We start from the raw sequence: 12,760 nt of genomic DNA on the forward strand, positions 1-12,760 counted from the left end.
CACCGCCGCGGTCACCGGCCGCGCCTGACCAGAGGCGATCAGGCCGGATGCGACCGGGCCGGACGCGAAGGGGCCCGACGCGCACCGGCCCCACCCGGTGGGACCCGGTGGGGCCGGCACGCATGCGGGTCGAGGCTCAGGAGGCGGTCTTCTTCGCAGTGGTCGCCTTCTTCGCGGTCGATGCCTTCTTGGCGGTCGACGCCTTCTTGGCAGCAGCACCGCTGGTCTTCTTGGCGGTCGCCTTCGCGGCTGCCTTCGTCGCCGGTGCCTTGGTGGCCGCGGCCTTCGTGCCGGCGGCCGTCGTCGTCCTCTCGGCCGCCGTGGTGGTCTTCTTGGTGGTGCTCTTCTTCGCGGTCGCCTTCGTGCTGGCGGCCTTCTTGCCGGGGGCGGCCTTCGTGGCGCTGCCCTTCGCGGTCGCCTTCGTGGCGGCGGCCTTCGTGCCGGCGGCCTTCGTGCTCGAGCTCGTCGACGTCGAGGAGGTGCTCGCGGAGGACGCCTTCTTCGCCGGCGCGGTCGCGGTCAGCTTCGGGAGCTTCTTGGCGCCGGAGACGATGTTCTTGAGGTCCTGCCCGGCCTTGAAGGCGGGGACGGACTTCTTCTTCGACTTCATCCGCTCGCCGGTCTGCGGGTTGCGCACCCAGCGCGCCGCACGGACGCGCTTCTCGAACGAGCCGAAGCCCGTGATGGCGACCTTCTCGCCCTTCGCGACCTCACGGGCGACCGTGTCGAGGACGGACTCGAGTGCGTGGGCCGCGGCCTTGCGGTTTCCCTCGTAGCGCGCAGCGAGCGCGTCGATCAGCTGTGACTTGTTCACTAGCTTCCTCTCCGGTGTGCCTTCGGCCGAGCCAGTGCCCGACGCCTGGGGTGCACGCTAGGGAGAACGAGGGGCACGTCACAATCACCCTCGCGGCTTTTCCTCACAATTTCTCGTCGCCGGATCCGCCCAGATCCCCTCAACCACGGGCTTCCCGAGGCGTCGGGGAGCTCAGGAGCCGACGACGGCCGGGGCGGCGGCCCGGCCCCCTCGGCCGGTGCCGGCCTCGTGGCCGTCAGAGCGTGGCGGGCCTCCAGCTCGGACGCCCGGTCTCGTACGACGCGATGTCGGCATCGTGGCCGAGCGTGATGCCGATGTCGTCGAGACCCTCGAGCAGGCGCCAGCGGGTGTAGTCGTCGATGTCGAAGGAGTCCTCCACCGCCTCGACCCCCTCGCCGGCGCGCACCGTGCGGCTCTTCAGGTCGACGGTGACGACAGTGCCGGGCCGGGACTCCAGGAGGTCCCAGAGCCGCTGCACCACCTTCTCCTCGACCTGCGCGGCGAGGAGCCCCGCCTTGCCGGAGTTGCCGCGGAAGATGTCGCCGAAGCGCGGGGAGATGACGACCCGGAAGCCGTAGTTCTGCAGCGCCCAGACGGCGTGCTCGCGCGAGGAGCCGGTGCCGAAGTCGGGGCCGGCGACGAGCACCGAGCCCGCGGCGTACTCGGGACGGTTGAGCACGAACGACTCCTCGCCCCGCCAGGCGGCGAAGAGCCCGTCCTCGAACCCGTCGCGGGTGACGCGCTTGAGGTAGACCGCCGGGATGATCTGGTCGGTGTCGACGTTCGTGCGTCGCAGCGGGACCCCGACCCCGGTGTGCTGGGTGAACGCTTGCATGTCAGGCCTCCGTGCGTGTCACGACGAGGTGGTCAGGACGAGGTGGTCAGGACGAGGTGGTCAGGACGAGGTCCGCGGGCGAGGAGAGCGTGCCGCGCACGGCGGTCGCGGCGGCCACCGGCACCGACACCAGGTGGGTGCGACCACCCTTGCCCTGGCGCCCCTCGAAGTTGCGGTTCGACGTCGACGCGCTGCGCTCCTGCGGGGCGAGCTGGTCGGGGTTCATGCCCAGGCACATCGAGCACCCGGCGCCCCGCCACTCGGCGCCGGCGGCGAGGAACACCTCGTGCAGTCCCTCCTCCTCGGCCTGCAGGCGCACCCGGACCGAGCCGGGCACGACGAGCAGCCGGGTGCCGTCGGCGACGTGATGGCCCTCGAGGATCTGCGCGGCGAGGCGGAGGTCCTCGATGCGGCCGTTGGTGCAGGAGCCCACGAAGACGGTGTCGACGTGCACCTCGCGCATCGGGGTGCCGGCCGCCAGGCCCATGTACTCGAGCGCCTTCTCGGTGGTGATCTTGTCGTTGGGCTCCTCGAAGTCGTCGGGGCCCGGCACGACGCCGCCCAGCGGGACGCCCTGGCCGGGGTTGGTTCCCCAGGTGACGAAGGGGGTCATCTCGGAGGCGTCCAGCACGATCTCGGCGTCGAACTCGGCGTCGTCGTCGCTGGCCAGCGTCGACCAGTGCGCGACGGCTGCCTCCCAGTCGGCACCCTTCGGCGCCTCGGGCCGGCCGTGGATGTAGTCGTACGTCGTCTGGTCGGGCGCGATCATGCCGGCCTTGGCGCCCCACTCGATCGACATGTTGCACACCGTCATCCGGGCCTCCATCGAGAGCTCCTCGATGGCCTGGCCGCGGTACTCCACGATGTAGCCCTGGCCACCGCCGGTGCCGGTGTGGGCGATCAGGGTGAGCACCAGGTCCTTGGCGGTGACGCCGGGCGGCAGGCTGCCGTTGACGGTGACGGCCATCGTCCTCGGCTTGGCCTGGCTGAGGGTCTGGGTGGCCAGCACGTGCTCCACCTCGGAGGTGCCGATGCCGAACGCGATCGCGCCGAACGCGCCGTGGGTGCTGGTGTGGCTGTCGCCGCAGACGATGGTCATGCCGGGCTGGGTGAGCCCGAGCTGCGGTCCCACGACGTGCACGATGCCCTGCTCCACGTCGCCGAGCGGGTGCAGCCGGACGCCGAACTCGGCGGCGTTGCGGCGCAGCGTGTCGACCTGCGTGCGGCTCACCGGGTCGGCGATGGGCTTGTCCCAGTCGACGGTGGGCACGTTGTGGTCCTCGGTCGCCAGCGTCAGGTCGGGCCGGCGTACGGGGCGGCCGGCGAGCCGGAGCCCGTCGAAGGCCTGCGGGCTGGTGACCTCGTGGATGAGGTGGAGGTCGATGTAGAGGAGGTCGGGCTCGCCGGGAGCACTGCGGACCACGTGCTCGTCCCACACCTTCTCGGCCAGGGTCTTGGCCATCTCGTTCTCCTCACGTGTCGGATAGCTTCGGAGTGTACGCCTTGCATCCCATCCCGTGAGACGGCAATATTGCCATATGGACACCTCATCCGGCGTCGGCGTGCTCGACAAGGCCGCGCTCGTGCTCGCGGCCCTCGAGGCCGGTCCCGCCACGCTGGCCGGCCTGGTGGCCGGCACCGGCCTGGCCCGGCCGACCGCCCATCGCCTGGCCGTCGCCCTGGAGCATCACCGTCTCGTCGCCCGCGACATGCAGGGCCGCTTCGTCCTCGGCCCGCGTCTGGGAGAGCTGTCCGCCGCCGCCGGGGAGGACCGGCTCCTCGCAGCCGCCGGCCCGGTGCTGGCGCGGCTGCGCGACATCACCGGCGAGTCCGCCCAGCTGTGGCGCCGCCAGGGCGAGCACCGCGTCTGCGTGGCCGCGGCCGAGCGGCCCTCCGGCCTGCGCGACACCATCCCGGTGGGGTCGCAGCTCACGATGCGCGCCGGCTCGGCCGCCCAGGTGCTGCTGGCCTGGGAGGACCCCGAGCGCATGCACCGCGGCCTGCAGAACGCCGCCTTCTCCGCGACGGCCCTCTCCGGCATCCGACGCCGAGGCTGGGCGCAGAGCGTGGGCGAGCGCGAGCAGGGGGTGGCGTCGGTCTCGGCGCCGGTCCGCTCCCCCGGCGGCAAGATCATCGCCGCCGTCTCCGTCTCCGGCCCGCTCGAGCGGCTCTCGCGGCAGCCCGGTCGCATGCACGCGCCGGCCGTCCTCGCCGCGGCCGAGCGGCTCTCGGAGTCGCTGCGCCGCGCGGCGGCCGAGTAGGCGCCTAGAACAACGCGTCCTGCTCCAGCGACAGCAGCAGCTGCTTGCGCGCCAGCCCGCCGGCGTACCCGGTGAGCGTGCCGTCGGCACCGATCACCCGGTGGCACGGGATGACGACGGGGATGGGGTTGCGCCCGTTGGCCAGCCCGACCGCCCGGGACGCGGCGTTGGTCATCCCCAGCCGGTGCGCCACCTGGCCGTAGGAGGCGGTCTCGCCGAAGCCCACGCCGAGCAGCACGTCCCAGACCCGCTTCTGGAAGTCGGTGCCCTGCGGGGCCAGCGGCAGGTCGAACTCCTTGAGGTCGCGCTGGAAGTAGGCCGCCAGCTGGCGCGCCACCTCCACCAGCAGCGGGTGGGAGTCGTCGCGGTCGCCGAGCGGTCGGCCGTCCGCGGGGCGGAACGGCGAGAACTCGATGGCGGTGACGGCACCCGCGCGCTCGACGATGCGGAGCTCGCCGAGGGGTGAGTCGATGACGGTCCACATCTCAGATCTCCTTGCTGACGGCTGGGCTGGTGGCTGGTCCGGTGGTGCCGGCCGAGGTGTCGGGCATCAGGGTGTTCCACAGGTGCATCAGGGCGTAGGAGCGCCAGGGCCGCCAGCGCTCGGTGTCGATGCCGGTTTGTCTGCCGGTCTCGCCATCCAGCCGGCCCAGACGGCCCAGACGGCGCAGCACGGCGCGGACCGCGAGGTCGGTCGGCAGGAAGATGTCGGGGTGGCCCAGGGCGCGCATGGCCACGTAGTCGGCCGTCCACGGGCCGATCCCGGGCAGGGCCAGCAAGGCGGCGCGTACGTCGTCGCGGTCGGGTCCGCGGTCGAGCGCCACGTCACCGGAGGCCAGCGCGGTCGCGAGGCCCACCAGCGCGCGCCCCCGGGCCCGCGGCATCGGCATCGATGCGGGATCGGCGCCCGCGAGGGCGCTCGCCCGTGGGAAGAGGTGCGTCAGGCCGGGGATGTCGGACTCGATGCGACGACCGTGCTCGGCCACGATCCGTCCGGCGACCGTGCGAGCCCCGGCGACGCTGACCTGCTGCCCGACGACCGTCCGCACCGCGGTCTCGTCGCCGTCGACCTGGCCGGGCACCCGCAGCCCGGGCGTGCCCCGCACCAGCACACCGATCACCGGGTCCGCGGCGAGGTGGTCGTCCACGGCCACGGGGTCGCAGTCGGCGTCGAGCAGGCGGCGGACGCGCTCGACCGCGGCGGCGGTGTCGCGCAGGTCCTCCAGCGCGAACTCCGCCGCGACCAGGGCGGTCGTGCCCGCGGCCGGCTCGTCGTGGAGCCGGAGCCGGACGGTGCCGGGGCCGTGTGGCAGGTCGAGCGTCCGGGCGTACCAGCCGGGTCCGGCCACCTCGACGCCCGGCACCAGGTGGTGGGCGAGGAAGGCGAGGAGGCGCGCCCCGGCGAAGGGGGTGCGCACGGCGAGCCGCATGGTGATGGTCCCCGGCGTCGCGGCACCGCCCCGGCGTCCCCGCAGCTGCGACGGACTGGCGGCGTACACCTCACGGATCGTCTCGTTGAACTGCCGGATGCTGGAGAAGCCCGCCGCGAACGCGACGTCGGCGTACGGCATGGCGGTGGTCTCGATGAGGGTGCGTGCCGTCTGCGCGCGGCGCGCCCGGGCCAGCGCCAGCGGGCCGGCCCCGAGCTCCTGGGTGAGCAGGCGGGTGAGGTGCCGGGGCGTGTAGCCCAGGCGGCTCGCGAGGCCCTCGACGCCGTGGCGGTCGACCACCCCGTCGGCGATGAGCCGCATCGCCCGGCCCACGACGTCGGCCGCGACGTCCCAGTCGGGGCTGCCGGGGGTGGCGTCGGGGATGCACCGCTTGCAGGCCCGGAAGCCGGCGGCCTGCGCCGACGCGGCCGTGGGGTGGAAGGAGACGTTGGCGTAGCCGGGGGTGCGGGCCGGGCAGGAGGGCCGGCAGTAGATGCCCGTGGTGCTGACGGCGGTGTAGAACACGCCGTCGAAGCGCCGGTCGCGACTCTTCACCGCGCGGTAGCAGGACTCCCTGTCCAGGTGCAGGTCCACGCGCAGCGGGGGTACGGCGGTCGTGGTCATGGGCTCATCCTGCCCCCAGTGTGGCACGCACTCTGGCGGGAATCGGACAGCGCTCGACCGCGACCGCGGGCTAGCCTGCGGCCCATGAGCGACGTCGAGATCGCGAAGCTGTCTCCCGACGACTGGCCGGTCTTCCGCGACCTGCGCCTCCGGGCGCTCACCGAGGCCCCGGACGCCTTCGGGTCGCGGCTGGCCGACTGGGCCGAGGCCCCCGTGGCCGCCTGGCGGACGCGCCTGGAGCAGGTGCACCTGAACCTCGTGGCCCGCCGGGGCGATGAGCACGTCGGGATGGCGAGCGGGCTCCTCGACGGCGACCACGTCGAGCTGATCTCGATGTGGGTCGACCCGGCGGTGCGCGGCAGCGGCGTGGCCGCGGCCCTCCTCGGGGCGGTGGTGCGGTGGGCCGAGGGCCTGGACCGCTCGACGTACCTGATGGTGCGCAGCGACAACGCGCGGGCGGTCGCGGCGTACGAGCGGGCCGGCTTCGTCGACCTCGGCGTCCCGGAGGGCCACCGGGGCCCGCCCGAGAACCGGATGGTCCACCGCAGGGTCGGGAGATGACGAAGGCCCGGTCTCGAGAGGACCGGGCCGTCGTGGTGCGTACCCCCGACCGGATTCGAACCGGCGCTACCGCCTTGAGAGGGCGGCGTGCTAGGCCGCTACACAACGGGGGCTAGCTGGTGCTCCGAGCACCGGGCGAAACTCTAGCGACGGCTGTCGTTTCGCACCAAATCCCGCCCTGAGGGCGGGACTCTCGCTGGGATACAAGGACTCGAACCTTGACTAACTGAACCAGAATCAGTCGTGCTGCCAATTACACCATATCCCACTGGGAGGCCGGTTCTGAGCGAGATCGTGCCTGCTCAGGAGCCCCCCGGACGCAGGGGTGAACGATACACGCGGGGTGCGGGAGGCTCCAAAACGCCCCCCTCCACGGTGGTGTGCAGCCGCATCCGGCGGGCCAGGACCAGGGCCAGTGCGAGGTAGACCAGGGACTGCGTGAGGGTGGCGGGCAGGCTCCACCAGCTGCCGCCGGTCGGGTTGAGCGCACTGCCCATGTCGCTGAAGGCGAGGGCGAGGCCGAAGGCCAGGAAGTTGTTGAGCACGTGCATGGCGATCGCCGCCTCGAGCCCGCCGGTGAGGATCACCAGCGTCCCTGCGACGAGCCCGAACGCGAAGCGGTCCACGAAGACCGGCAGGCTCTGGCCCAGGCCGTGCGCCAGCCCGAAGAGCAGGGCCGGCGCCACGACCGCGACGACGCGGGAGCGGAACAGCCCGCCGAACGCCTGGGTGAGGTAGCCGCGGAAGGCGTACTCCTCACCCGCCGCCTGCAGAGGTGTCAGCAGCAGCACCACGAGCAGGAAGTCCCGCGTCGTGGACGTGAAGTCGTTGACGGTGGTGCTGACCTCCGAGCCGGACTCCTGCGGGAGGAAGGAGGAGACGACGACGGTCGCGAACAGCGCGACGACCGACAGGCCGAGGCAGGCGCCGAAGAACCGCCAGCGCAGCCGCGGCACCACCGAGGAGAGCCACCGCGGCCGCAGGCCGTGCAGGGCCGTGCTCAGGAACCACGCCACCGGGATCGCCGAGGCAAGCACGACGTTGAGGAACGCCAGGGAGACCGGCGTGGGGTCGTCGGTGTCGAGCAGCCGCTGGATCGAGGAGACGACGGGCTCGCCCGCGACGGCGTACCCGACGGCGAAGAGCACCTGCCACAGCAGCGGGGCGAGGAGGAAGACCCCGGCGAAGAGCAGCACGATCCCGAGCAGCGGACGCCACACGCCGGCGCGCCCGCCCCGCTGGAGCTCGTGGTAGCCGAGGGTGTCCGGGGTCGGGCTCATCGCGGTCCGCCGATCAGGAGAGGGAGGCCCGGAGCCTGGCCATCGACCGGTCACGGCCCAGCAGCTCCATCGACTCGAACAGCGGCGGCGACACCTTGCGGCCCGTGATCGCGATGCGCACCGGCCCGAACGCGTGGCGCGGCTTGAGGCCGCGCCCCTCGACCAGGGTGCTCCGCAGTGACTCCTCGATCGCCGCGGTGCTCCACGCCGGCAGGGCACCGAGGGCGTCGTAGGAGGCCTGCACGACCTCCCGCCCGGACTCGTCGATCTCGTCGGTGCGGGCGAAGGAGGCCTCGTCGACGAAGAGGAAGCCGAGCATGTCGACGGCCTCGGTGAGCTTGTTGATGCGCTCACCCACCAGCGGCATGGCCAGCTCGAGCATCCGCGCGTCGGCGTCGGAGACGGGGTCGGACACGACGCCGGCCCGCTTCAGGAAGGGCAGCGCACGGTGGGTGATCTCCTCGATGGAGAGCATCCGCATGTGCGCGGCGTTGATCGCCTCGGCCTTCTTGAGGTCGAAGCGGGCGGGGTTGGGGTTGACGTCCTTGATGTCGAACGCCTCCACCATCTCCTCGAGGGCGAAGACGTCACGGTCGGCCGCGATCGACCACCCCAGCAGGGCGAGGTAGTTCAGCAGGCCCTCCGGCAGGAAGCCCTGGTCGCGGTAGAGCTCCATGTGCGCCTCGGGGTCGCGCTTGGAGAGCTTCTTGTTGCCCTCCCCCATGACGTAGGGCAGGTGGCCGAAGCGCGGGGTGAACGACGCGACGCCGATCGCCTGGAGCGCGTCGAAGAGCGCGACCTGGCGGGGGGTGCTGGAGAGCAGGTCCTCCCCCCGCAGCACGTGGGTGATCTCCATCAGCGCGTCGTCGACGGGCGCCACCAGGGTGTAGAGCGGGTCGCCGTTGGCGCGGGCCAGCGCGAAGTCCGGCACGAACTCGGTCTGGAAGGAGATCTCGCCGCGCACCAGGTCGTCGAAGGCGATCTCGCCGTCGGGCATCCGGAAGCGCACCACCGGGTCGCGGCCCTCGGCGCGGAAGGCGGCGACCTGCTCCTCGCTCAGCTCGCGGCAGAAGCCGTCGTAGCCCATCACCTTGGAGCCGCTCGCCTTGCGGCGGGCCGTGACCTCGTCGGTGGTGCAGTAGCAGTCGTAGGTGTAGCGGCTCTCGCGCAGCCGCGCCAGCACGTCGGCGTACAGGTCGCTGCGCTCGCTCTGGCGGTACGGCGCGTACGGGCCGCCGACCTCCGGGCCCTCGTCCCAGGTGAGGCCGAGCCAGTGCATGAGGTCGAGCAGCGAGTCGTAGGACTCGGTGGTGTTGCGCTCCTTGTCGGTGTCCTCGATCCGGAAGACGAAGGTGCCGCCGTGGCGGCGGGCGAACGCCCAGTTGTAGAGGGCGGTGCGCGCCAGGCCGACGTGCGGGGAGCCCGTCGGGGACGGGGCCATCCGAACGCGGACGGGACGGTCGATCGGCGTGCTGCTCAACGCTGTGCCACCTTGTTCGTGAGGGTGCCGATGCCGGCGATCGAGACCTCGACCTCGTCGCCGACCTGCATAGGTCCGACACCCTCGGGGGTGCCGGTGAGGATGACGTCGCCCGGCAGCAGCGTCATGACGCTGGTGACGTGGGCGATGAGCGTGGGGATGTCGAAGATCAGGTCGGCGGTGGAGCCGTCCTGCTTCAGGTCGCCGTTGAGGTGGGTCTGCACGCGTACCCCGTCGGCGAAGTGCTGGGGGTCGAGGTCGGTCTCGATCCACGGACCGAGCGGGCAGAAGGAGTCGAAGCCCTTCGCGCGGGTGAACTGCACGTCGGACCTCTGGAGGTCGCGAGCGGTCACGTCGTTGCCGATCGTGTAGCCGTGGATGACGTCGGTGGCCTGCTCCGGCGGCACGTCGCGGCAGATGCGCCCGATGACGACGGCGAGCTCGCCCTCGAAGTGCAGGTCCTGGGTCTGCCACGGGTAGAAGATCGGGTCGCCGGGGCCCACCACCGAGGTGTTGGGCTTGAAGAACATCAGCGGCTCGGTGGGCAGGTCGTTGCCCAGCTCGGCGGCGTGCGCGGCGTAGTTGCGGCCGATGCCGACGACCTTGCTGCGCGGCAGCACCGGGGCCAGCAGCCGCACGTCGGAGAGCCTGTGCTCCTGCTGGAGGAGCTTCACGCCGACGTAGAGCGGGTCGCCGGCGAGCGCCACGATCGTGGTGTCCTCGTCGGGCTCCCCGAACTGGTCCACGTCGCCGGTCACGACGCCGTAGAGCGGCTCTTCTCCTGTGGTGAACCTCGCGATGCGCACTCCTCGAGCCTATCGGCCCGGCACCGACCCCCTAGCCTTGGTGCACGTGGAGGATCGCGTGCAGGTGCTGGAGGAGACGACGTGGCGCCGGCTCGCCCGGGCGCACGCCGAGCGCGTCGACGCGTTCGTCGCCCCGCACCTGGCCCGGCGCGGGTCGCGCGTCAAGCACCCCGTGCACGACTTCCTCTTCACCTACTACTCCCAGCGGCCGGCGCAGCTGCGCCGGTGGCACCCCGGCTTCGGCGTCGCCCTGGAGGGCGGGACGGAGTACGTCGGGCTCAAGGGGTACGGCTCCTCGCCCGTCACCGTCTCCGCCGAGCACGTCGCGGCCCAGCGCCCGCTGCTCGAGTCGCTGCACGCGCTGCTGGGCGCCACGGCCGCTCGTCCCGCCAACTTCGGCTGCTTCGGGCTGCACGAGTGGGCGATGGTCTACCGCTCGGCCGAGGACGAGACGCGGCACGCGGGCTGGCCGCTGCGCCTGGGTCCCGCCGGCACCGACGCCGTCGTGGAGTCGCACCGCATCGGCTGCTCGCACTTCGACGCCTTCCGCTTCTTCACCGAGCCGGCGCGCCGCCTCAACGTGCTCTCCCCGGGCCGCGACGACCGGGCGGCGTACGAGCAGCCCGCGTGCCTGCACGGCAACATGGACCTCTACAAGCACGCCTTCCGGCTCACCCCGATGGTCAGCAGCGACCTGGTGGCCGACTGCTTCGAGCTGGCCCGCGACATCCGCGAGCTCGACATGCGCGCGGCGCCGTACGACCTGGTCGACCTCGGCTTCGAGCCGGTGCGCATCGAGACGGCCGAGGGCAAGCAGGAGTACGCCGCGGCGCAGCGGGCGTTCGCCGAGCGCGCGCGGCCGCTGCGGGACCGGCTCGTCGCCGAGTGCGAGCGGCTCCTCGGGATCTAGGGTGGCGGCATGCCTCGCACCCTCCTGCCGGCGCTGGCGCTGGCCCTGCTGGTCCCGGCGGCCCCTGCCTCGGCCGCCGGCGACGACCCGCGGTGGGTGTTCTACTCCCACGACACGACCGCCTACACCTCGCCCTGGTACGCCGGCGCGCACCGCACGATGATCGGCTACGGCTGCACGCGGGCGCCGTACTACTCCCCCGACAGCAGGTGCCCGGTCGGGCGCGGGTTCCACCACGGCATCGACGTGGCGCTGCCGTGCGGCACGCCGATCCGCGCCGGCCGCGCAGGACGGGTGGTGAGCAGCGCGGCCTACGGCCCGGCGTACGGCGCGCAGCCGCTGGTCATCCGCAACCGGCGGCTCGGCGTCGACCTGCTGGTCGCGCACGCGCGCAGGGTCTACGTCTCGGTCGGCGACCGGGTGCGGCGCGGCGACCGGCTCGCGCGGGCCTCCGACTCCGGCGCCCCGGACGGGTGCCACCTCCACTTCGAGGTGCGCACCGCCGGGGGCGGGCTCGACGACGCCCGCCGGCCGGTTGCGTTCCTCGACCGGAAGCCGGCATGAGCTCGCCGCTGACCCCGGAGGAGCAGCAGGTCGTCGCCAAGTTCACCGACGACCAGGGCAGGCTGCACACGCTGCCGTCGAAGAGGTCCAAGCTGCTGGTGGTGCTCGACCACGTGGCCCAGGCGTTCGAGCTCGGCCGCACCTACCCCGAGGCCGAGGTCAACGAGATGCTGCTGCGCTACCACCCCGACGTCGCCGCGCTGCGGCGCTACCTGGTCGAGGCGCAGCTGATGGACCGCCGTGACAACGTCTACTGGCGCATCGGCGGGACGGTCGATGTCTGAGGCCGCGCTCACGCGGCAGGACGAGACGATCAGCGGCGAGGACTGGTACGGCGACGACCTGGGCGCCGCCCGCTTCGTCGACTGCACCTTCGCAGACGTCGACCTGTCGGAGACAGTCAGTGCGGGCGCGAGCTTCGAGGGGTGCACGTTCCACGGCGGCCGGTTCAACGCCTCGACGCACGTGGCGAGCGCGTTCGTGGCGTGCGAGTTCCGGCGCACCAGCTTCTTCGACGCCACCCTCGACGGCTGCAAGCTGGTGGGGTCGGTCTTCCTCGACTGCACCCTGCGGCCGTTGCGGGTGACCGGCGGGCGGTGGTCGGGGGTGACCATGCGCGGTGCCAACCTCAGCGGGCTGGACCTGAGCGGCGTCGACCTGGGCGAGGCCGACCTGTCGCTGGCCGACCTCACCGCCACCGTGCTGCGCGATGCGAACCTGGCGGGCGCGCTGGTGCGCGAGGCGCGGCTGACGCGCACCGACCTGCGCGGCGCCTCGCTCGACCGGGTCGACCTGACGTCGGCGTCGCTGCGCGAGACGCGGCTGGACCTCTCAGGCGCGGTGCTGCTGGCCGAGCTCTCGGGCGCCGTCGTCGAGGTGGGTCCCTAGCCGTGCTCGTCCTCGTGCACGGCACCGACGCCGCGGGCGTCGACGACCTGGACCTGCCGGGGGCGGCTAGCCCGACCCTCTACCGGTGGCGGGGGAGCGGCCGGCAGCAGGGCTGAGGTCGAGGCGGCTGCGTACCCCGTCGAGGATGATGCCGAGCCCCACGCCGAAGTCCGTGGAGTCGCGCGGCTGCCGGTCGATCGCGCCGGCGCTGTTGGCCTGGAGCGTCGTCTGCTCGTCATGGGCGTGCCCGAAGACGTAGTGGACCAGGGTCCGGCTCGCCACCGCGGCCAGCGCCCGGTCCAGCCCC

General features: G+C 72.6%; 14 protein-coding genes, 2 tRNA genes and 1 pseudogene. 6 read left to right on the forward strand and 11 right to left on the reverse strand.

The window, feature by feature from the left end:
* Positions 1 to 136: 136 nt before the first annotated feature.
* The 3 genes from QZX64_RS00505 to leuC form a co-directional block, all read right to left on the reverse strand.
* Complete coding sequence (locus QZX64_RS00505) at positions 137 to 814, reverse strand: HU family DNA-binding protein (protein WP_295656071.1); 678 nt, start codon at positions 812 to 814, stop codon at positions 137 to 139.
* A gap of 235 nt (positions 815 to 1,049) precedes the next feature.
* Positions 1,050 to 1,649, reverse strand: a complete 600-nt coding sequence (leuD, locus tag QZX64_RS00510; protein ID WP_295656072.1) for a 3-isopropylmalate dehydratase small subunit — start codon at positions 1,647 to 1,649, stop codon at positions 1,050 to 1,052.
* Positions 1,650 to 1,695: 46 nt separating this feature from the next.
* Complete coding sequence (leuC, locus tag QZX64_RS00515) at positions 1,696 to 3,111, reverse strand: 3-isopropylmalate dehydratase large subunit (protein WP_295656073.1); 1,416 nt, start codon at positions 3,109 to 3,111, stop codon at positions 1,696 to 1,698.
* 76 nt (positions 3,112 to 3,187) lie between these two features.
* Between leuC and QZX64_RS00520 the strand changes: the two genes are divergently transcribed.
* The gene (locus QZX64_RS00520) at positions 3,188 to 3,910 is read left to right on the forward strand and encodes an IclR family transcriptional regulator (protein ID WP_295656075.1); all 723 of its coding nucleotides are present in this window, start codon (positions 3,188 to 3,190) and stop codon (positions 3,908 to 3,910) included.
* 4 nt (positions 3,911 to 3,914) lie between these two features.
* Here the strand turns inward: QZX64_RS00520 and QZX64_RS00525 are convergent, their stop codons facing one another.
* Both QZX64_RS00525 and QZX64_RS00530 read right to left on the reverse strand, forming a co-directional pair.
* Positions 3,915 to 4,394: a methylated-DNA--[protein]-cysteine S-methyltransferase gene (locus QZX64_RS00525; RefSeq protein ID WP_295656077.1), complete on the reverse strand. Its 480-nt coding sequence runs from the start codon at positions 4,392 to 4,394 to the stop codon at positions 3,915 to 3,917.
* Between the two features lies 1 nt (position 4,395).
* Positions 4,396 to 5,964 carry an AlkA N-terminal domain-containing protein gene (locus QZX64_RS00530; RefSeq protein ID WP_295656078.1) on the reverse strand — a complete coding sequence of 523 codons (1,569 nt, stop codon included), beginning with the start codon at positions 5,962 to 5,964 and terminating at the stop codon, positions 4,396 to 4,398.
* Between the two features lie 84 nt (positions 5,965 to 6,048).
* Here QZX64_RS00530 and QZX64_RS00535 point away from each other — a divergent pair, with 84 nt between their 5' ends.
* Positions 6,049 to 6,525 (forward strand): GNAT family N-acetyltransferase, encoded by a 477-nt coding sequence (locus QZX64_RS00535; RefSeq protein WP_295656079.1) that lies wholly within the window; start codon positions 6,049 to 6,051, stop codon positions 6,523 to 6,525.
* A 40-nt stretch (positions 6,526 to 6,565) separates the two neighbouring features.
* Here QZX64_RS00535 and QZX64_RS00540 read toward each other — a convergent pair.
* The 5 genes from QZX64_RS00540 to QZX64_RS00560 form a co-directional block, all read right to left on the reverse strand.
* Positions 6,566 to 6,638 (reverse strand) — tRNA-Glu (locus tag QZX64_RS00540).
* Between the two features lie 83 nt (positions 6,639 to 6,721).
* Positions 6,722 to 6,793 (reverse strand) — tRNA-Gln (locus tag QZX64_RS00545).
* A gap of 34 nt (positions 6,794 to 6,827) precedes the next feature.
* Complete coding sequence (locus QZX64_RS00550) at positions 6,828 to 7,805, reverse strand: CPBP family intramembrane glutamic endopeptidase (RefSeq protein ID WP_295656081.1); 978 nt, start codon at positions 7,803 to 7,805, stop codon at positions 6,828 to 6,830.
* Between the two features lie 13 nt (positions 7,806 to 7,818).
* Complete coding sequence (gltX, locus tag QZX64_RS00555; protein WP_295656083.1) at positions 7,819 to 9,246, reverse strand: glutamate--tRNA ligase; 1,428 nt, start codon at positions 9,244 to 9,246, stop codon at positions 7,819 to 7,821.
* A gap of 35 nt (positions 9,247 to 9,281) precedes the next feature.
* Positions 9,282 to 10,091 (reverse strand): fumarylacetoacetate hydrolase family protein, encoded by an 810-nt coding sequence (locus tag QZX64_RS00560; protein WP_295656086.1) that lies wholly within the window; start codon positions 10,089 to 10,091, stop codon positions 9,282 to 9,284.
* Between the two features lie 46 nt (positions 10,092 to 10,137).
* Here QZX64_RS00560 and QZX64_RS00565 point away from each other — a divergent pair, with 46 nt between their 5' ends.
* From QZX64_RS00565 to QZX64_RS00580, 4 genes are read left to right on the forward strand one after another with little or no spacing between them, the layout of a single operon-like run.
* Complete coding sequence (locus QZX64_RS00565; RefSeq protein ID WP_366558484.1) at positions 10,138 to 11,001, forward strand: 3-methyladenine DNA glycosylase; 864 nt, start codon at positions 10,138 to 10,140, stop codon at positions 10,999 to 11,001.
* Between the two features lie 9 nt (positions 11,002 to 11,010).
* Positions 11,011 to 11,565: a M23 family metallopeptidase gene (locus tag QZX64_RS00570; protein WP_295656090.1), complete on the forward strand. Its 555-nt coding sequence runs from the start codon at positions 11,011 to 11,013 to the stop codon at positions 11,563 to 11,565.
* On the forward strand, positions 11,562 to 11,849 hold the full coding sequence (locus QZX64_RS00575; protein WP_295656092.1) for a DUF2087 domain-containing protein: 288 nt from the start codon (positions 11,562 to 11,564) through the stop codon (positions 11,847 to 11,849). Before QZX64_RS00570 ends, QZX64_RS00575 begins: the two co-directional genes overlap by 4 nt.
* On the forward strand, positions 11,842 to 12,453 hold the full coding sequence (locus QZX64_RS00580) for a pentapeptide repeat-containing protein (RefSeq protein WP_295656094.1): 612 nt from the start codon (positions 11,842 to 11,844) through the stop codon (positions 12,451 to 12,453). Before QZX64_RS00575 ends, QZX64_RS00580 begins: the two co-directional genes overlap by 8 nt.
* A 66-nt stretch (positions 12,454 to 12,519) precedes the next feature.
* On the opposite strand, the pseudogene QZX64_RS00585 reads toward QZX64_RS00580, so the two are convergent.
* Positions 12,520 to 12,760 (reverse strand): annotated as a pseudogene (locus QZX64_RS00585) (hypothetical protein); the annotation flags it as partial.

The organism is uncultured Nocardioides sp. (genome assembly GCF_902805925.1).
Lineage (GTDB): Bacteria > Actinomycetota > Actinomycetes > Propionibacteriales > Nocardioidaceae > Nocardioides.